Origin of the sequence: Flavobacterium psychrotolerans (genome assembly GCF_003097635.1) — a bacterium.
GTDB lineage: Bacteria > Bacteroidota > Bacteroidia > Flavobacteriales > Flavobacteriaceae > Flavobacterium > Flavobacterium psychrotolerans.
On record NZ_QCZI01000008.1, the window covers coordinates 1 to 21,866 of the forward strand.

12 protein-coding genes are annotated in these 21,866 nt (G+C 37.9%); 5 read left to right on the forward strand and 7 right to left on the reverse strand.

The window, feature by feature from the left end; translation table 11 throughout:
- Window positions 1-888 precede the first annotated feature (888 nt).
- Both DB895_RS07575 and DB895_RS07580 read left to right on the forward strand, forming a co-directional pair.
- Entirely contained in the window at window positions 889-8,235 is a 7,347-nt protein-coding gene (locus DB895_RS07575; protein WP_116724765.1) for a T9SS sorting signal type C domain-containing protein, read from the forward strand.
- 260 nt (window positions 8,236-8,495) lie between these two features.
- Window positions 8,496-9,299, forward strand: coding sequence for a T9SS type A sorting domain-containing protein (locus DB895_RS07580; RefSeq protein ID WP_116724766.1), 804 nt, complete (start codon window positions 8,496-8,498; stop codon window positions 9,297-9,299).
- A 260-nt stretch (window positions 9,300-9,559) separates the two neighbouring features.
- Here DB895_RS07580 and DB895_RS07585 read toward each other — a convergent pair whose 3' ends face one another.
- Window positions 9,560-10,546: an acyl-ACP desaturase gene (locus tag DB895_RS07585; RefSeq protein ID WP_116724767.1), complete on the reverse strand. Its 987-nt coding sequence runs from the start codon at window positions 10,544-10,546 to the stop codon at window positions 9,560-9,562.
- A gap of 62 nt (window positions 10,547-10,608) precedes the next feature.
- Complete coding sequence (locus DB895_RS07590; protein ID WP_116724768.1) at window positions 10,609-11,346, reverse strand: lysophospholipid acyltransferase family protein; 738 nt, start codon at window positions 11,344-11,346, stop codon at window positions 10,609-10,611.
- A 137-nt stretch (window positions 11,347-11,483) separates the two neighbouring features.
- Here DB895_RS07590 and recA point away from each other — a divergent pair, with 137 nt between their 5' ends.
- The 3 genes from recA (at window position 11,484) to DB895_RS07605 (ending at window position 14,365) form a co-directional block, all read left to right on the forward strand.
- Window positions 11,484-12,515: a recombinase RecA gene (gene recA, locus DB895_RS07595; protein WP_116724769.1), complete on the forward strand. Its 1,032-nt coding sequence runs from the start codon at window positions 11,484-11,486 to the stop codon at window positions 12,513-12,515.
- 144 nt (window positions 12,516-12,659) lie between these two features.
- Complete coding sequence (locus tag DB895_RS07600) at window positions 12,660-13,934, forward strand: Y-family DNA polymerase (RefSeq protein ID WP_116724770.1); 1,275 nt, start codon at window positions 12,660-12,662, stop codon at window positions 13,932-13,934.
- Window positions 13,925-14,365 (forward strand): LexA family protein, encoded by a 441-nt coding sequence (locus tag DB895_RS07605; RefSeq protein WP_116724771.1) that lies wholly within the window; start codon window positions 13,925-13,927, stop codon window positions 14,363-14,365. Before DB895_RS07600 ends, DB895_RS07605 begins: the two co-directional genes overlap by 10 nt.
- Before the next feature lie 5 nt (window positions 14,366-14,370).
- Here the strand turns inward: DB895_RS07605 and DB895_RS07610 are convergent, their stop codons facing one another.
- From DB895_RS07610 to DB895_RS07630, 5 genes are all read right to left on the reverse strand, one after another.
- On the reverse strand, window positions 14,371-16,041 hold the full coding sequence (locus DB895_RS07610; RefSeq protein ID WP_116724772.1) for a sodium/sugar symporter: 1,671 nt from the start codon (window positions 16,039-16,041) through the stop codon (window positions 14,371-14,373).
- A 19-nt stretch (window positions 16,042-16,060) separates the two neighbouring features.
- A complete protein-coding gene (locus DB895_RS07615) occupies window positions 16,061-17,116 on the reverse strand; it encodes a UDP-glucose--hexose-1-phosphate uridylyltransferase (protein WP_116724773.1) in 1,056 nt (351 codons plus the stop codon).
- Entirely contained in the window at window positions 17,117-18,286 is a 1,170-nt protein-coding gene (galK, locus tag DB895_RS07620) for a galactokinase (protein ID WP_116724774.1), read from the reverse strand.
- Between the two features lie 89 nt (window positions 18,287-18,375).
- The gene (gene galA / locus DB895_RS07625; RefSeq protein WP_116724775.1) at window positions 18,376-20,808 is read right to left on the reverse strand and encodes a beta-galactosidase GalA; all 2,433 of its coding nucleotides are present in this window, start codon (window positions 20,806-20,808) and stop codon (window positions 18,376-18,378) included.
- A 5-nt stretch (window positions 20,809-20,813) separates the two neighbouring features.
- The gene (locus tag DB895_RS07630; RefSeq protein ID WP_243694642.1) at window positions 20,814-21,866 is read right to left on the reverse strand and encodes a glycoside hydrolase family 53 protein; all 1,053 of its coding nucleotides are present in this window, start codon (window positions 21,864-21,866) and stop codon (window positions 20,814-20,816) included.

Genomic DNA, 21,866 nt, shown 5'->3' on the forward strand with positions numbered 1-21,866 from the left:
TAAATGTATAATCATACTTGACTTTTCTTTCCATAAAAATACCCCCAAATAGTGTCTAACTTTTTGGGGGCAGTCTAAATTTTCAAGACGGGATTTTTTTTGTTATAAACAACATTGTTTAGACTTACAATTCGAATAAATATACTGATACAACAAAATGGACAACTTTTTTGACATGTATATTATTTTATATACACTTCCACTTTATCGAGACCTATCAATTTCTTTCCATTTTATTCGTAACCCAATTTAGATTTTGGACACTTGTACATCGAAAGGCCTATTGATATAGACAATTGGATTATTAACACATCCATTTAATTTAAAAACTTAATTAACAGGTAGCTACTAGAGCTTTGAATGCTAAAAAAGGCAATAATATTCTCAAAAAAGATGTTTACGGACATTTGATCAAAATATTTACGTAAGAAATTGCTTATTTTAATATGTTAAAAAAAATATTTTTTTTGTAATATTTAAAGTTATTAACTTTTTTATTATGCAACTAAATTTTAATTTGAAAACAAATTGACAAATTCCTACAATTCCTAAAAATGAGGCACTAATTTTACCAATCCTAGAATTTCAGGCATCTGTATAGGTTGTCATTTCCATAATGCTTGATTTAAATAGATTAACAAATCAACCAGTACAAGGTCTTTCCAATAATTAATAACGAAAAAAAACAGGGATTTTAACAATTATGTTAACAATATGATAACATAAAAACGTGAAAACAAATAAAAATAGATGTATTTTTGTATCCCCCCATTTGTTAAGTCGTTTCATTGCCTTACAATTGCAGGAGTAAAAATGATGTTCAGAGAAGATCTAGACGTTAACTTCGAAATGGGATGGGAATTATAGTAACAATAATACCGCGTTTATATGAAAATAAAATTACTCTTACTGACCCTAGCATTGTTCATGGTCTCTTTTTGTTCATTTGGACAAACAAATTCCTATTTAGGTTTAAACGGAGGATTTGAAGGTACCGCCACTATTGATAATACAACAACTGGAGGTACGGCTGTTGCCAACAAATGGGGGAAGGCGAATACGAACGCTACAATTGCTGGTGAAACTACAACTGTTAGGAGTGGCGCGAATTCCTTAAAGGTAACATCTTCTACGTCTTCTACATGTAGGGTATTTTCTCCATTGATGACAATCTCGGCAAGTACTACAGCATGGCAAGTTCAATACTATCGTAGGGCCACCAGTACGACGGCTACTATACAAAATCAAACAGGAAGTTATAGAAATGGATCCGAAACATTAAATGGGTCTTATACCACAGTTTCTGCTACGAACACATGGGAAAAAGTTACATATTCTCCTGCATCAACAACTTCAGCAACAACAGCCGCGGCAGATGTTTTAGTAAAAATGATGACATCGGCTGGAGACATGTATTATGATGATTTTGTATTATACGAATCTGGCAGTATTGATGTTACTGCCGCGAATCCTGCTACTTCGGCAGCAACAGCAAACCCTAGTTTGAGTACTTTGGATGTAAGTTGGACTGCTGCATCTGGGGGGGTTGATGGAGGTGGTTATATCGTAGTAAGAGGAACCGCAGATCCGACCACTGCGCCAAATGTAAATGGGATTTATGCTGTTGGAAATACTATTGCCGCAGGAATGACCGTTGTCTTTCAAGGAACAGGAACTAGTTTTACTGATACTGGTCTGTCTTCTGGGACAACTTACTTTTACAGGGTTTATTCTTATGATAAAGCATATAATTACTCTGCCGCTAATACTTGTAGTGGGACAACATCTGCTGCCGGCTCACCAAGTCTTGCCATTACAGGGACAACTGCTCATGGTTCTTCATGTCCTACTGTTGCGGCAACTCCTATTACATATACGATTACGAATTCAGGTTCAGTGACTGCCGCAGGTGTAACTGTTGTGTCAAATGATGCTCAATTTGTGGTTTCAGGTTTGTCTTCTACTACTATTGCCGGAAGTGGGGGTACGGCAACGTATGTTGTTACTTTTACTCCTTCCAGTTCCGGAGCTAAAACGGCAACGATTACCGTAGCAAGCACCACCAGCGGCAGCAATTCTCCTACAAGTTCTCTTACGGGGACAGGAACAACAGCAGTAACGGCAACGGTAACTTCTTCGGCGGCATCATCCATTTTATCTACTTCAGCAACCTTAAATGGGAATGTTACCGCTTTAGGGGTGTGTCCCGCCACGACATCAAAAGGTTTTGTGTATTCGGTTACTAGTACGAATGCGAATCCCTTAAATGGTGGCACAGGTGTTACCACAACATCCGTTGCCGGAGTTTCAACGGGTGCCTATGTTTTAGCACTGACAGGCTTGGCTTCAGCAACAAATTACACTTTTAAGGCTTATGTGTTTGACGGTGTCACTTATACTTATGGCACAGCGTTGACATTTACAACTTTAGGAGTTCCGGTTGTTTCAAGCGCATCGCCAACTGGGACTTCAGGAACTGCTTTTTCCTATTCTATTGTGGCCACTAATACCCCTACAAGTTATGCCGTTGCCAGTGGAACACTGCCGACAGGCTTATCTCTAAACACTTCGACAGGTGCCATAACAGGAACCCCAACAGCGTCAGGGTCATCTTCAATAACGGTAACAGCCACAAATGGAGCCGGAACAAGCACTCCAGTAACAATTAGTTTTACAATTGCTTCTGGACCTTGTTTGAGTGCTAATTTTGATTCATCAACATCGGTACCTAGTGGCTGGAGTGGCACAAGTAGCAATGATACTGGTTCCACACATTATCAAAGTGCCTCTAATTGCAGGGGATTAGGCACCGGAATAAATTTAATTACTGCTTCAATAGACAATCCGACTTCGATTGATTTTTATGTAGATGCCAGCAGTTCACAAACTGGAACTTTAGAATATAGAATTGGTGCAGGAGCATGGACTAGCATCGGTACTTTTGCCGCTACCAGCGCTGGATCAACTGCAAATTTCCCCTTAACAAGTGCTCCAGACTTATCAGGAACGACAGGTGTTAGTTTTAGAATTTCGTCCCCAGGAAATACAATATATATTGATGATTTAAACGCTTATTGTAACCCAACAACAATAACACTAACCCCAACAACCTTAACTGGCTTTACCTATGCTTTGGGCTCCGGACCATCTGCAAATCAAACCTTTACAGCGAGCGGTTCAGGCTTAACGGCAGACATTTTACTGACACCGCCGACTGATTATGAAATATCGACTGCAGCAGGATCTGGTTTTGGCAGTACGATTACCTTGACGCAATCAGGAGGTACGGTAAGTGCTACCACTATTTATGTTCGATTAAAGACAGGTCTAACCGTAAACAGTTATAACAGTGAGACTATTGCAGCATCCAGTACTGGGGCAACTACAAAGAATGTAACCTGTAGCGGAACCGTGACAGGCACTGGGCCAACAATCACACTAACCCCAACAACTTTAACTGGATTTTCCTATCTTTCTGGATCAGGACCATCCAGTAATCAAACCTTTACGGCGAGCGGTGTAAACTTAACGGCAGATATTTTGTTAACGCCACCAACTGATTATGAAATTTCTACCGCATCAGGATCAGGTTTTGGCAGTACCGTTACCTTGACGCAATCAGGAGGTACGGTTAGTGTCACCACTATTTATGTTCGATTAAAAGCAGGTTTGGCTATAGGTAGTTACAATAGTGAAGTTATTGCGGCGACCAGTGCCAGTGCAACTACGCAGAATGTAACATGCAGTGGAAGTGTATCCTCTTCAGGACCTTGTTTGAGCTCCAGTTTTGATTCCTCAACATCTGTGCCTTCGGGTTGGAGTGGTACAAGTACTAATGATACTGGTTCTACGCATATACAAAGCTCCTCCAATTGTAGAGCTTTAATCAATGGAAATAATTTAATTACAAGTGCAATAGACAACCCGATTTCCATTGATTTTTACGTAGATGCAAGTAGTGGTGGTAATGGCGGAACAGGAACTTTGGAATATAGGGTTGGTGCCGGAGCATGGACTTCTGTAGGAACTTTTGTGGCATCAACGGCTGGAGCCACGGTAACTTTCGCTTTAACGAGTTCGCCAAACTTATCCGCAACCGCAAATGTCAGTTTCAGGATTTCATCTGCGGCAAGTACCATATACATTGATGATTTAAATGCGTATTGTAATTCTGTTGCAGGGCCAACAATCACATTGAATCCAACAACCTTAACCGGGTTTTCCTATATTTTTGGATCAGGGCCATCCGCCAATCAAACTTTTACGGCAAGCGGAAATAATCTGACGGCAGATATTTTACTGACACCACCAACTGATTATGAAATTTCTACAGATTCAGGATCTGGTTTTGGTAGTACGATTACCTTGACACAATCAGGAGGGGTTGTTAATGCCACCACTATTTACGTTCGATTAAAAGTAGGTTTGGCCGCAGCAAATTACAATACTGAAAATGTTGCAGCGACCAGTGCAGGAGCAACTACAAAGAATGAAACTTGTAGCGGAACCGTAAATACTTCAACTAACTCAATTACCTCAGACATTATAGCGGTTGCTTCCAGCGAATCGACAACGGTATCGTCTATGGAAAATGACGCAACAATTACCACAACGGCAGACGGTGCACAGGTATGGCAATTTACAATAAGAGATGGCGGAACTGTTGTTGACAGCGATGCTCTGGCCACAATCGTAAATAGCATCACGTTAACACAAAATTCAGGAAATGCAATTAATGATTGGGCAGATGCCATAGAAGTAGTCGCATTGTTTAATGGGACAACAAAAATTGCGGATGGTGTTGTTACCTCTACCGGAATAACCTTTACTGGTGCGCCACTTATTTCAGTTCCGGACAACGGAAGTGTTACGCTAACCATACGATTGTCAATTCAAATCAATCCAAACAATACCGGAGGTAATTTAGACGGGGACGATTTTGTATTCAGTATCGACCATGCCAATTTAACAGAATCTGCTGCGGGATCCCAATTCAAAAGTTCAGGGGTTGTTTCAAGTACCAACGGACAAGATGTTTTGACAGTAGTCGCAACTAATTTTGTATATACGCAACAGCCAACCAATACGGGTCAAAATGCCACGATGACTTCGGTTAAAATTACGGGGACAGATGCTAACGGGAATAAGGATTTAGGTTATACTGGGGTTGTTTCCATAACCAGTACGGGTACAATGACCGGGTCACCACTTACGGCAACTGCAATTGCGGGAGTGGCAACATTTAGTAGTATTATACATTCTGTACAAGGTACTGGCTATACTTTATCTGCGTCAGGTACGGGAATTACCACATCAATCAGTCCTGTGTTTGACATTACTGGTAACACAACGTTCCAACCTGGAGAATTGGCTATATTGGCTGTAAATACCTCCGCTGCCACAAGTTCTTCTGAAGACGAAATTTCCTTTGTTTGTTTTGTGGATATTTTACCCGGAACTACATTTTATTTGACAGACAATGGTTACGAAAGACTTTATACAGGATTATGGGGTAATGGCGAAGGTATTATATCACTTATGCGTACAACATCAACATTGCCAAAAGGAACCATTATTACGATTCATACCGTTAATGGAGGAGTTTATGCAGGAACAGATTTTACTATATCTACTTGTGGTTCTATTGATTCTAATTGGACAAAAGGGATTGTAGCTGGGGGTGTAGGAGGTGGTAATTTTGACTTAAACAGAGATGATCAAGTCTGGATTACCCAAGGGGGGACTTGGGGAAACGCGACAACTTTAGCTCATGATATGACTTATAATGGAAATGTATTGTATGGATGGACGGATATTCCTTGGAAAACAGACATCAATTATGCCAGTACCAAGGGATCTACAATCGTTCCTAAAAGAGAATGTTATACCACTGACGTAGCAAACCCAATAACTACAGCTTCTCGAGTTAAATTTAATGACCCTGTGAATCCCGATTTTTCTACCCTTACTAACGGGAGAATCGACTGGATTGGGTTAATCAACAATCCGGCAAACTGGGATTATTATACTACAGATGCCAATTATGATGCTGGTGGCTACAATTATATAGGCTCCACAACGTGTCCTGCAATGACCATGGGGGCCAGTACATACGTTAACGGTCGATGGACGGGAAAAATAGACACAAACTGGTTTAACTGTAGTAATTGGGACACCTTAACGGTTCCGGATGAAACCGTAGATGTGACGGTTGTGGATACCTCATACGACAGGCAAGCTAATGTAAATTATGCGGCCGCCTATGCGGATTATTATGGAAATATTGCTCTAGCTAAAAACTTGACAATAACGGGTGAGAAAGTGGAAATTGTCGCCAATACCAACAACAAACTGGAAGTTCACGGAAATTTATCAATTGGTTCCGCCGGGTCTTTAGATATGGATGACAGTAATTCTGCCACGGCTGACGGACAATTGTACTTGTATGGAAACTGGACTAATAGCGTTGGGAATTCTGCCTTTCAAGAAGGAAATGGAACCGTGCGTTTTTTAGGAAGTTCAGCACAAGTAATCAGTAATGTAACGCCAGAAGGAACGGAAACTTTTTATAATTTAGTTTTGGGAAATAATTTTGACACCAGCGTATCCAATGACATTATTGCTTCGAAAGACTTAACCATTTCAAGTGGAAAAACACTGACCATTGCCTCAAATGACTTTGCAGAAGTAGGTTATAATGTGACCAATAGCGGAACATTAAATATTGCAAATAATGGCTCTTTGATTCAAACAAATGATGCTGGAGTAGATACAGGAAACATCTCCATGCAACGTACAGCTACTATTAGAACATTAGATTATGTGTATTGGTCCTCACCTGTTTCTAATTTTTCTGTATCAAATGTGAGTCCTACTTCTTCATTAATCTACAAATGGGTTCCGACTGTAGCGAGATCTTATGCCAGTAATTTTGGCGGTTGGGCAGCGGCTGGGGGAGAAACTATGGTAATTGGAAAAGGATATATCATAAGAGGCCCAGGAACAGGAACTAATGCTGTAACAGCAGAGCCTTATTCAGCTACTTTTACAAACGTTCCTAATAATGGAGTTGTCACCGTAGGAATAGAAAGAAGCACATGGGATGGAGCCGATTACACCTATTCTAGTGGCGCTAATACCCTGACCGTTAAAAATGACGACGACAATTATAATTTATTAGGAAACCCCTACCCCTCAGCGATTGATGTTCATTCTTTTTTAGCCACCAATACCAACCTTGCGGGATATGTTAAACTATGGTCTCATGGCACTGCCCTTTCAAATACAAATGGTCAGTCCTTTTACAATTCTTTTCCTTATACCTATACGGCAAGTGATTATGTAACCTACAATGAAACCGGTTTATCGGCTGGGCCTACAGATTATGCCATTCCGGCTGGTCAGGGATTTTTTGTAACGATGAACCACAGCTCGGCAGCCACCTCTGAAAATGTTACTTTCAACAATTCCATGAGGAACAAAACCTATAAAAATAATGCTTTTTATAGGCAAGCGAACCGCGGAAATATTGAGAGACACAGAATCTGGCTGGATATAGTAGACACCTCAGGACGTACCGTAAGAACAATGGTTGGGTATATTCAAGATGCCACTTTGCACAAAGACAGATTGTTTGATGCAAATATCAAAGTGGACTCTAATTTAAATATCTACTCCTTAATCAATGATGAAGCACATATTATTCAAGGAAGGCCTTTGCCTTTTGATATCAATGATAAAATTTCATTAGGAGTAAGCACTCCAGTCAAAATGATTAACGGCGCTCCTTCTCAAAACACCTACACAATTGCCATAGGGGTTACCGATGGTTTATTCAGAGATACGAGACAGAATATTTATTTGGAAGATAAACTGCTTAATATCATTCATGACTTAAGACAAGCGCCTTATACTTTCACTACAGTGGGCGGAAGATTGGACGACCGTTTTGTATTGCGATATACTAATGGAGCCAGATTAGACGCTACTGATTTCAGTAAGTTAGACCGTAATGTGGTAGTGGCTTCAGCCGATAGACAAATAAAAATCAAATCCTATTTAGAAGATTTGAAAAATATAACGGTGTATGATGTTTTAGGCAGAGAAGTATTTAAGAAGAACAATATAAATGCCATGGAGTTTTATGTGAATGATATTATATTAAGTCAACAGGCTTTAATTATTAAGATTGTTTTAGCAAATGGACAGACAGTAACCAGAAAAATAATATATTGACGACTGCACACATCAAGAATCCTATCTCAATTTATTGGGACAGGATTCTTTTTAATGATAAAATAGAGCTGCCCATTCTGCAAAGAGTTCAACAGAAATAAAATTTATTACGGTATTTGCATCATAAAATTTTGCGAAGACAAAGTTACTTCCGACAAAAAATGGAATAAAAATCTACAAATCAAGTATATTTACAAAAAATCAAACAATTAGGACAAAGTTTACTTTATAACTTATCCGCCAAACAATTATTAAAAAAAATGAAAAAAAATTACATACTTCTATTATTGATAGTTGCCTTCACTGCAAATGCCCAAACGGAATTAATTATAAACGGTGGATTTGAGCATTGGTCTGCTGGTCAGCCAGACGGCTTTACAATAACCGTTCCTTCTGGTGGTGGAAAGGTGGAACAAGGAACAATCGAAAAACATAGTGGGACTAGTGCAGCTGTAGTTACAGCTCCTATAGGATCAGGAACGGGTACATTAAGAACTACTTTAGAAGATTTTACAATAACTGAAGGGCATTCATACACTTTATCCTATTGGTATAAAGATGAGTCTAATAATGCAAAATGTAGGCATTGGGGGGTATGGAGAACTGCAAGTACAGCAATTCCAGATAATACATTACAACCTTCTTTATACAATGAAAACACCGCAGGTACATGGAAACAAATAACTATAACCACTACCGCTCCAGCAACGGCAACAATATTAAAATTGGATTTTAGAACCATACAAGAATCTTCTAGTGCTGGTGGCGGCATTTTGTATCTGGATGACATCTCCTTGATAGACAATACGCTCGCAGTTAAAAAAAACTCAATTTTAGGCTTAAATGTTTACCCTAACCCCGTAACAAAAGGGAATTTATTCATTGATTCTGATAGTAACGAAACTAAATCAATTGTTATTTTTGACCTATTAGGAAAACAAGTTTTAAAAACCGCCGTTGTTTCTAATCAAGCGATTAATATTTCAGATCTTATTAGTGGTATTTACATCTTGAAAATTACTGAAGAAGGAAAAACCGCAACTAGAAAATTAGTTATCAGATAATTACCCTTAAAAAGAGCTGTTTTTAATTGCCCCAAAAATAAGTGTGTGTTTTTAAAAGTTATTAAACCAAAAAATAATTTGCTTTTTAATTTATCTGTTTTTGTCTAATAATCTGTATCGATTATTTAAGACTAGTCAGACTAATTTAAATGTTTAAAGGCTATACAAAAAAAGCTCTCCCGAAGGAAAGCATTTATGAAGAAATTTATAAATCATCAAAGTCAAATTTCAATTGACATTCAATAATTTTAAAATAAAAATTAAATTCTTGACGGTTCAACCCATTTAAAAATGTAGGACTCTTGAGGAATAACTAATCTTTCAGAAATTTTCGCCATACGTGCCGGCAATTTCATCAAATAATCCCGAGCTTTTTCGGCTTCGCTTGTTAACCCTTGAATTTTGTCGATTTCCCACTTATCGATTAGTTTTTGCATAATATCAACATAATCACTCGCAGTATAAACGCCAATTCGTTGTGCTGAATCGGAAAACTGTTCAAATGCAGAACTTATTTTTTGTCCCGATTCTCTTAAGAAATGCGCTGGCATAACGATTTTTTGTTTCATCATGTACTGAAACGCAAGCATCATCTCACTTGGATCTACTTTAAAAATTTGATTCACAAATTCGCTGTATGCGTGATGGTGACGCATTTCATCACCGGCAATCATCTTGCACATTTTTGCCAATTTGTTATCGCCATAACTTTTTGCCAATTGCGAAACTCGATTATGGGAAACATAAGTCGCCAATTCCTGAAAACTAGTGTAAACAAAGTTTTTATAAGGATCTCTTCCTGTTCCAATATCAAATCCATCATTGATCAAATGTTGTGTGGTGATTTCAACTTCGCGCATGTTTACGCGGCCTGACAAGTACAAGTATTTATTCAACACATCACCATGACGGTTTTCCTCTCCGGTCCATTGACGAATCCATCGTGACCACCCATTTCTTTCTACATTATCAATCCCTTCTACATCCATTAACCAGGATTCATAAGTAGGCAAGGCTTCTTCGGTAATGGTATCCCCCACCATGGCGACCCAAAAGTCATAGGGCAAATCTTTGGCAATTTCACGCAATTCCTTAACCTCTTCTAAAAAAGTATCACTTTCTGAATTGGGTAAAAAATCTGAAGGCTGCCAAATTTTTTCTACTGGAATTAGGTATTGGTCAATGAAACCATCAACCTTATTATCTAGAAATTGCATCACTTCTAGACGAATGTTTTTTATAGACATTGGTATTATTTAAAAATTTAAAATTAGGTTTTTGGTTTGTAATCTAGAGATGCCAAATTAATTTATACTACATGTATTCCCCGAACAATTGCTTGTTCAGATTGTTTCATTATTTCTTCAAATGACAAATCTTTTACTGATAGCGCTTTATGAACCGTAAAGGTAAGACGATTTCCTAAACCAAGCGGAAAAAATCCGTATTTAAATATTTTCCATGAATTATTAATAGAAATAGGAACTACATAAGCGGATGGTGCATATTTACATAAAATCTTTAATCCCGTTTGAGAAAACTCTTTCGGGGCGCCTGTTTTACTTCGGGTTCCTTCAGGGAAAATTACTGCCGACCGTTTATGTAACTCAATATATTCTGACAAGGCTTTAATTGTTGGAACAGCTTGTTTTGGATCTTTTCTGTCAATAAGAACCGAACCTCCATGCCTTAAGTTATAAGAAACACTGGGAACCCCTTTCCCCAATTCCTTTTTGCTCACAAACTTAGGATGGAATTTTCTCAAAAACCAAATCATGGCAATGATATCGTACAAACTCTGATGATTGGCAACAAAAATGATAGGCACTCCTTTAGGAATACTTTCGCGATTTTTAAATACATACGAACTTCCCAAAAGATGTCCTATTCTTAAAAGAACGAAATTCAGGTAATCCACACTTTTTTTATGAGCCTGATATCCAAACAAATTAAAACAGATCCACTGAATAGGATGAAAAAACACCAATGCCAAAAGAAAAGTTAGCAGGGCGATTAAGGATATTGGATAAGAAATAATTTTTTGCATGATATAAAAAATATGGGCAAAAATAAGAAATATATTTTGGTTTGCCCGATTTTAAAAAATTAGAAATTCTTTATCAATTCGTCACTTGCAACTTTAAAAAAAATAAGTATTTTTACTAAAAATTATATTCTACATAAATGGCAGTAAAAGACACTTCAGATAAAGGAATTTCAGAAAAAGAGGCGAAATTAAAAGCATTGCAACTAACCCTCGACAAGCTTGACAAGACTTACGGAAAAGGAACGGTAATGAAAATGGGAGATAAAGCCGTTGAAGAAGTAGAAGTTATTTCTTCAGGTTCTCTAGGTCTAGATTTGGCTTTAGGCGTTAACGGGTATCCAAGAGGAAGGGTTATAGAAATATACGGCCCAGAATCATCCGGAAAAACCACCTTGACCTTGCATGCGATTGCCGAAGCCCAAAAAGCAGGAGGAATTGCTGCATTCATTGATGCAGAGCACGCTTTTGATAGAAATTATGCTGAAAAATTAGGGGTTGACATTGAAAATTTAATTATTTCGCAACCCGATAACGGGGAACAGGCTTTAGAAATCGCTGAAAACCTAATTCGTTCAGGAGCTATTGATATAGTTGTGATTGACTCGGTTGCCGCTTTGACACCTAAAAGTGAAATAGAGGGTGAAATGGGCGATTCTAAAATGGGATTGCATGCACGATTAATGTCCCAAGCATTGAGAAAACTTACCGGAACCATTAGCAAGACCCATTGTACGGTTTTTTTCATTAATCAGTTAAGAGAAAAAATTGGAGTAATGTTTGGAAATCCGGAAACCACTACAGGAGGAAATGCCTTGAAATTCTACGCATCCGTTCGATTGGACATTCGTCGTTCAACCCAAATAAAAGACGGCGACAACGTATTAGGGAACAGAACCAAAGTAAAAGTGGTCAAAAACAAAGTGGCACCGCCATTTAAAGTTGCTGAATTTGACATTATGTATGGCGAAGGCATTTCTAAAACCGGAGAAATTCTTGACTTAGCTGTTGAGTTTGAAATCATCAAAAAAGCGGGTTCTTGGTTTAGTTATGGCGAAACCAAATTAGGGCAAGGTCGAGACGCGGTTAAATCCTTAATTAAGGACAATCCGGAATTAGCCGATGAATTAGAGCTGAAAATTAAAGCTAGAATTAAAGAAAATAACGCATAGGTTAAAATCTTGTGCAAATAAAGGGATTCCCTTTCAATTTACAACCCACTCCAAAATTTCGAGTGGGTTTTTTATTTATCAACAATCCTCAAAATTAACTATTGTCATCCCTATACACAAAAGCTTATTCTGTAATTTTACGACATGTATGCTTTAGTCGATTGCAATAATTTTTATGCCTCTTGCGAACGTGTTTTTCAACCGGAATTCAACGGAAAGCCTGTTGCGATATTATCAAATAACGATGGTTGCGTAATTTCCAGAAGCAATGAAGCCAAAGCAATTGGCGTACCGATGGGTGCTCCCTTGTTTAAAATCAAGGAACTCGTAAAAGAGAAAAACGTAAAAATTTTTTCGTCTAACTATGCCCTGTATGGCGATTTGAGCAATCGGGTAATGAACATTTTGGGACAATTCACGCCCAATTTAGAGATTTATAGCATTGATGAAGCTTTCCTTAATTTTAAAGGCATCCCAATTCCTGACTATCATGATTACGGAATTCAAATGAAAACCCGTGTACAAAAATGGGTGGGAATTCCGGTTTGTATCGGATTTGCAGAAACAAAAGTACTTTCTAAAGTGGCCAACAAAATCGCCAAGAAATTCCAAGAAAAAACGTCAGGCGTTTATGTTATCGATAGCGAAGAGAAACGCATCAAAGCCCTAAAATGGACCAAAATTGAAGATGTTTGGGGTATTGGTCATCGAATGAATAAAAAAATGAAGTTGAGGAACATCAAAACGGCACTAGATTTCATTGCGCCTCAACATGAAAATTGGATTAAGAAAGAAATGGGAGTCATTGGACTTCGCTTGAAATTCGAATTGGAAGGGAAGTCTGTTTTGGACTTAGAACCCATTTCCGTCCAAAAGAAAAGTATTGCCACAACGAGAAGTTTTCCGAAACAAATCTCGGACTTTGATTTATTGCGGGAGCGTGTGGTTACTTTTGCATCCGTTTGCGCCGAGAAATTACGCAAACAAAATTCCTGTTGCCATACCATAATTGTACTGTTGATGATGGATAGACATACCATTCAAGCGTCTAAATATTATTTCAACATGGCAATTACCTTACCTTTTGGCACAAATTCGACTTTGACCATTTCGAACGCAGCAATAAACATCTTGAAAAAATTACACAAAGGAAATGAGAACATGAAGTTCAAAAAAGCGGGAGTAATTGTCACGGAACTTATTGATGAAAATAAAAAACAATTGCAATTATTTGAAGAGGAAAACCCAAAACACTTGGCTTTGATGAAAGTAATGGATCGACTGAACCGTAAAATTGGAGATACCAAAATAAAACTGGCTTCCCAGAATTTAAGCCTAACTTGGGACATGAACCAGAATCATTTATCCCCAAAATACACTACGAACTTCAACGATATTCTCGAAATAAAATGTCAATAGACAAGAAACAAAAGCTCACTTTTTACCTCCCGGATTTAGAAAGCGAACTCCGAATTCCTTTCATAAAAGAAGGCGTTTCGGCGGGATTTCCCTCGCCTGCATCCGATTTTATGGAGACAAATATTGACCTAAACAAAGTATTAAGCGAAAATCCATTGGCAACATTTTACATCAAAGTTAAAGGAAATTCGATGATTGACGCCGGCATCAACGACAAAGACGTGCTTGTGGTAGATCGAAGCCTGAGACCTCAAAACAACAAAATCGCCATTTGTTTTATCGACGGGGAATTTACCGTAAAACGTATCCTCTTGGAAAAAGACTGTTTGTACCTCATGCCCGAAAACCCCAATTACCAACCCATTAAAGTTACGGAAGAAAATGAGTTGATTATATGGGGGATTGTGACTTATGTCATTAAGAAATTATAACTGGTTTACCAAAAAATAGTATAAAATGCTGCAATAACCGAAAGCACAATTAGCATTCCGACAGTAAATCCAGCCGACATTTTGAACATCGATTTGTCCACTTCCAAGCCATGTGTTTGAAGCCCTTTTCTGGTTTCATAGAGACTAATAATTGCCATCCCAGCTACACTAATCAGAAAAACAAATCCCATCCTGTCAATAAACGGAATTTCATATACTCCATTGGCGTTTGGCACTGAAAACCCCATTGGATTCAAAAAAGACAAATCGACAAAAAGTGGCATGAATTTAAACACAAGGGACAACATAAAACCGCCAATCGTGGCAAATAAAGCCGCATTTGAAGTGGTTTTCTTCCAGAAAAATCCTAAAATAAACATGGCAAAAACTCCTGGGCTTACAAATCCTGTGTACTCCTGAATGTATTGGAATCCTCCTTTTTTGTCAATTCCTAAAAATGGAGCAACAACAACAGCAATTAACATTGCCACAATAATGGCTTTCTTGCCAATGTTGACCAACTTTTTCTCGTCGGCATCTACATTTAATTTGGTTTTATAAACATCTAAAGTAAAAATGGTTGCTATACTGTTGGCTTTTCCGGCGAGAGATGCCACAATTGCAGCGGTCAAAGCCGCAAAGGAAAGTCCTTTTAAACCCACTGGCAATAAATTCAGCAAAATGGGATAGGCGCGATCCGGATTCAAAGTTCCATCTTGTAGCATTTCGGTCTGAAAATGTCCATTTTGATACAAGACAAAAGCGGCAATTCCGGGTAAAACGACAATAACCGGCATTAACAATTTCAGAAAAGCGGCAAACAAAATTCCGCTTCGGGCCGTTTTCAAGTCAGCACCCAGCGCCCGCTGCGTGATGTATTGGTTGCAACCCCAATAATTCAAATTGATGATTAACATTCCCCCTATCAAAACCGAAAGTCCGGGTAAATCCATATAATTGGGATTCGTCTTTTCGAAAATCATATGAAAATGATCGTTGGCATGTGTCGTCATTAATTTGAACCCATTAATTACACCCGAAGACCCAAATTCTTTGGCTACTAAATCCAACGCTAAATAAGTAGTTACCAATCCACCTAAAATCAGAAAGAAAACCTGAATCACATCGGTATAACCAATCACTTTCATTCCGCCTAAAGTAATCATTACCGCAAAAAACGCCAAGAAAACCATGCAAACCGTAATATCTAAACCTGAAATACTGCTTATAGCCAAAGCCCCTAGGTATAAAATTGAAGTAAGATTGACAAAGACATAAAGTAACAACCAAAACACCGCCATAATCATCGCAACGTTGCCGTTGTAACGCTTATTTAAATATTGTGGCATCGTAGAAATCTTATTTTTTAAATACACGGGCATAAAGAAAACAGCAACAATGATCAAGGTAGCCGCTGCCATCCATTCATAACTTGCGATAGCCAATCCCATTTTGAAACCGCTGCCACTCATTCCTATAAATTGCTCGGCACTAATATTGCTGGCAATGAGTGAAGCCCCTATTGCCCACCACGTCAGGGAACCTTCGGCTAAAAAATAATCTTTACTGCTGGCTTGTTCTTTCTTTTTCTTTCTATAAATCCACAGTCCGTAACTTACGATAAGCAGAAAATAAAAGAAGAAAACAATATAATCTTTGGTTGCTAATGTTTGCATTGAATTACTGTTTTTAGGTTTATAATTGGTTATTTTTATAATGGATATCCGATAAATTTCTCAACACTTCTGCACTTTTTTCGGGTGTAATGTCTCTTTGTGATTCACCTAACATTTCATAGCCTACCATGAATTTTTTTACTGTTGCAGAGCGCAATAATGGCGGGTAAAAGTGCATGTGAAATTGCCATTCGGGATGCAATGCTCCGTCGGTAGGTGACTGATGAATTCCTGATGAATACGGAAATGAAGTTTCAAACAAATTGTCGTATTTAATGGTCAATTGCTTTAAGATTAGGGCAAAATCAGTAGTTTCTTCTTCCGTGAAATCAGTGATTTTGCCAAAATGGCGCCTGCTGATTATCATCGTTTCATAGGGCCAAATTGCCCAAAAAGGAACCAAAGCCACAAAATGGTTGTTCTCAATAACAATTCTTTCGTTCAGTTTCAATTCTTCTATCAAATAATCCTGCAAAAGATTGCTTTGGTGTTTATCAAAATACGATTTTAGATTATTCTGGGTTTTCTCCACTTCGGTTGGTAAAGACGATTGCGCCCAAATTTGTCCGTGCGGATGCGGATTGCTACACCCCATAACGCTTCCTTTGTTCTCAAAAATCTGGACGTGATTGATGTAATCTATTTTGCCCAAATCAATGTATTCATTTTGCCAAGTCCTGATAATGTTTTCAATAGCTTCAACAGGCATTTCAGGTAAAGTTAGATTGTGTTTTGGCGAAAAACATACCACTCTTGAAATGCCTCTTTCGGGTTGCGCTTTAAAAAAAGTATCCGTTGCTTTATCGTCAAATTGTATTTCTTCTTGCTTTAGAGCCGCAAAATCATTTTCAAACACAAAAGACATTTCATACTCCGGATTATGCATTCCGTTGGCACGAATATTCCCAGGACACAGATAACACGTTGGGTCATATTCTGGTAAATTATCAGAATGGATTGGCTCTTTTTGTCCTTGCCAAGGTCGTTTGGAACGGTGCGGAGATACTAAAACCCATTCATTTATTAACGGATTGTAACGTCTGTGCGGGTCTTCGTTGATGTCGAATTTTTTCATTTAATTGCGGTTATAAAGTGATGTTCCGTTACCTATTTTAACATCATAAATTTTTAATGCTATTCCAAAAGTCTCTAAATACATTTGGGAAAGTTTTGCTTTTATAGCTTCTTCCTCTCCTTTTTTAATCAAATTTATCGTGCAGCCGCCAAAACCGCCACCCATCAATCGGGAACCAATTACGGATTGTTCTTCTTTCACCGTATTAACTAAAAAGTCTAATTCGGGGCAACTTACCTCGTATTCGGTTGATAATCCCTCATGCGTTTCAAACATTAATTGCCCTAAAAACTCAATATTTCCTTTATCTAAAGCGTCACAGGCTTGTATCACACGCTTAATTTCTTTTACTACAAAATGGCTTCTTTTAAAAACATCCTCACTCATTAAATACTGTAAGGATAAAACTTGTTCTTCAGTACAATCTCTAAAACTACTGATTCCCGGAAAATTATTTTTTATAATAGTGATCCCTTCTTCACATTGCTGTCTTCTTTCATTATAGGCCGATGTCATTAAGGAATGTTTCACGTTACTATCAAATAAAACCAAGGAATAATCACTAAAATTAGCGTTGTGATATTCAAATTCCAAAGTCTTGCAATCAATTTTAATGACCTTATTTTCCAATCCGAAAACGCTCGAAAACTGATCCATAATCCCGCAATTGATTCCAACCCAATGTTCTGCGTGTTGTCCCATTAAGGCAATATGTAATGGTTTTATATTCAAATTAAAAAGTTCGTTTATTCCAAATAGAAAACCACATTCCAATGCCGCCGAAGAGGACAAACCGGAACCAACTGGAATATTACTGCTAAAAACACAGTTAAAACCTTCAAAAGTAAAACCAATACTTTTAAGTTGATTGATGACACCTCGGAGATAATTGGTCCACACTTTATCATTCTGTTTCATTTCATCATTAATGTCTATTTCAAACTCATCATCAAGATCGATAGCTATAATTTTGGCCAGATCAGAATTATTTTTTTCAAAAGCAAAACAAATGATTTTGTCGATGGCTGCTGGCAAAACAAAGCCGTCATTGTAATCTACATGTTCGCCAATGATGTTAATCCTTCCTGGAGAAAGCACTATTTTTTCCGGTGATGAACCAAAAGCATCTTCGAAAAAAGCGATTGTTTTATGTATTAAAATAGCATTCATTATTTTGAAATAGTATTAGATTTTAATTTTTCTGATGTTTGTTGGATTAGCATTTTCTTCATGAATTCAGTATCAAAATCTTTTGACAGTTACGATTTAACAAGGTTTATAATAGCTGATCCAGATTGCAATCCGTTTGATTTTGCTTCCAATTTTATGGAACCTACTGATTTTCCTGCTTGAATAATTACCTGACATTTGCCATTGAAAGCGCTTCGCTGCCAAGCACCAACTTTACATTGATCCGGTTCGTGTGAACTTGGATCGCCGTTACCCACGCCAATTATTTTGGCATCACCTGAAAGATAGAAACTAATCATATTATTGGCATTCGGAACTTCTCTTCCTTTTTCATCGGTAAGGGAAATATTAATTACCGTTGCATCTTTTCCATCGGCAGTCAATAGGTTTTTGTCTGGAGAAAGTACAACAATTAAAACCTGTCCGGTAGTTTCAATCTTTGAAGTTATTTTTTTACCTTTTTTATAGCCAATGGCTTCCAAGGTTCCAGGTTCATAATTGACTTGCCATTGCAAATGACTGTTTCTGGGCATCGCTTTTTTGCCTAAACTTTTACCATTCAAGAAAAGCTCCACCCCATCAGCATTAGAATTTACCCAAACATCAATGGGTTCTCCTAGTTTTTCAGGCCAGTTCCAATGCGGAGAAATATGCAAAACATCCTCATTAGTCCACCAACTTTGGTAGTAGTAATAAATGTTTTTCGGGAAACCACAAACATCCATGATACCAAAATGGGAATTGATATTCGGCCATTGATAAGGCGTCGGTTCGCCCCGATAATCGAAACCCGTCCATACAAAACCGCCTAGCCAATAGTCGTTTTCAGCTGCTAATTTCCACCAGGTTTCGGCTTTGCTGGCCCACCAAGGCGCCGTGATGTCCTGATCCGGGACATAAGCCCGAATGCTGTCTTTTTCGTATATCCCTCTAGTGGTTACGGTACTTCCCATTTCGGTTCCAAGCAATGGTTGGTTGGGATGGTCGCGGTGGTAATCGGCAACAGCATATTCCCGATAATTGAATCCTCGAATAGGAATTACTTCATTAACCCCCTTAAATTCATTACCCATATCGGCAGCATAAGTGCTTGTTCTAAATGGGTCTAAATCTTTTTGAATGGCCAAAAGGGACTGTGCAATTTTTTTACCGTATTCCGTTTTTTGAATCCCTCCTTCTTCGTTTCCAATGGACCACAAAAATACAGAAGGATGATTCCGGTCTCTTCGAATTAATCGCTCGAATTGATCTATATATTCCGGACTGCTGTTGAGTAATCGTTGTTCGTCTAAAACCAACATTCCTAAACTGTCACAGGCTTCCAGAAGTTCCGGAGTGGGAGCATGATGACTGGTTCTGTAGGCATTGGAACCCATCTTTTTTAATAATTTAATGCGATAATATTGCATATAATCAGGCAAGGCACTACCAATTCCGGCGTGATCTTGATGGTTATTGGTTCCTTGAATTTTGAGATGTTTTCCATTCAGAAAAAATCCTTCTTGAGCATCGAATTTTAGAGTTCTAATTCCGAAACGAGTTTTAGTTTGATGTACTATTTTATTTTCTGATTTTACGACAGAAATTACTTTATACAAATATGGATTTTCTAACGACCAAAGATGTGCATTATTCAAGTTTAATTTCTGCTTGACAATGGTGTTTTTAGCGCTAGCTAAAGTAATTTTTTGTTCGGATGTTTTGGCTATAAACTTTCCGTTTCTATCGGTTATATAGGCGTAAATTGTAGAATTTGAAGTGTTGAAAGTATTGTTTTGAACAGTTGTTTCAATGTTTACAATGGCATTTTTCCCTTTCACTTCAGAATGGACAAACAGACCGCCTTCTGGAATGAAAATTTTATCGGTACTATTTAACCAAACATGTCTATAAATTCCGGCTCCTTCATAAAACCAACCTTCACTTTGTGTGGCATCCACGCGCACTACCATTACATTTTCTGTATCAAAATTCATATAATCGGTAATGTCATACGATTTTCCTAAGTAGCCACTAAAGTTTGTACCTACATAAAATCCGTTTATCCAAATGGCAGCATTTCTGTAAATTCCGTCAAATTGAATTTCGAATCGCTTATTGCTTTTTGATTTATCTACAGTAAAATGTTTGCGATACCAACCAATACTCGTTTCGGGATACAATCCGCCAACCGGTTTGTAGCCATGAGAATCCATTTCATGTGTGGATGATTTCACAAAAGGAAGTGCTACAACCCAATCGTGAGGCACATTTATTTTACTCCATGCCGTATCTACAAATTTTGGACTTATGATTGTTGTCTCAAATACATTGGACTTATGAAGTAATAACGTATTTCCGTAATCAAAATCTTTTTCAGGATGGGCAGAATTTCCAAAATGAAACTTCCAGCCTTCGTCGAGACTTGTTTTTTCTTGTGCATTTACCGCTAAAAAATTTACGAGTAAACATGAAATGAATACGGATAATTTAGCAAATGAATAGGTTGTTATTTTTTGCATAGTAATTAATTTTCTTTAAAAGCATCTAAGGCTGGTGAAGGTTTTCCATCGGCTTGCCAAGCACTTAGACTGTATTGACTCCAGCTTTTAGCACCTTGGGGCTCCCAATATAAAACTCCAATTCCTTTGTTATTGGGTACACTTTTTACAGCTTTAATGGTGGCTGCCAAAAGCTCATAGGTATTTTGCACTTTGTCATCTTCGCCACCCACTTCTACTACCATGACTTCTTTGCCATAACGCTTTACCATATCATTCATGTTGAATTCTAAATCAGCTATAGTTTCACTGTAATCTTTTTTAATCCAATATGGATAATAGGACATTCCAATCACGTCATATTTTACTTTTTGAGTTGTGGCATTATCAAAAAATGTTCTGAATTTATCATTATTATTTCCTTCATCTAAATGCACAATCACTTTTATATTTTTATTAATCGATTTTACGGCATCATATCCTTTGTTTAACAATTGTCCAAGTTGGCTCCAGTTATTAGTACTCCCGTCAGGCCAAAGCATTCCGCCGGGAATTTCATTTCCAACTTGAACCCATTCCGGAGTTACACCAGCTACTTTCAAAGCATGCAGCACCTCGAAAGTATGGTTATAAACGTCATCTAATAATTCAGGAAACGAATGATTTTCCCATGCTTTTGGTTTGAATTGCTTGGCAGGATCGGCCCATGAATCAGAATAATGAAAGTCAATCATCACGCGCATTCCTATTTTTTGGGCGCGCAACGCCATCACGACAGTTTCTTCTTTGCTACAATGTCCGCTGGCTTTATCATCGTTTGGATTGACAAAAACACGAAGTCGGATAGAATTCATTCCGCGTTCTTTTAATAATAAGAGGCAATCTTTTTCGCTTCCATCGGAATCATAAAATTTGTATCCTGTAGCTTCCATTTGAGGTAACCATCCTACATCTGCTCCTTTTGAAAAGGCAAAAGCTGTTGGTGTTGTTTCACGAATTTGTGCTTTGCTGCAAGAATAAGCTAGTAATGACATTATTGTCATAAAAACTAATCGAAATTGTACGGGTATTTTTTTCAT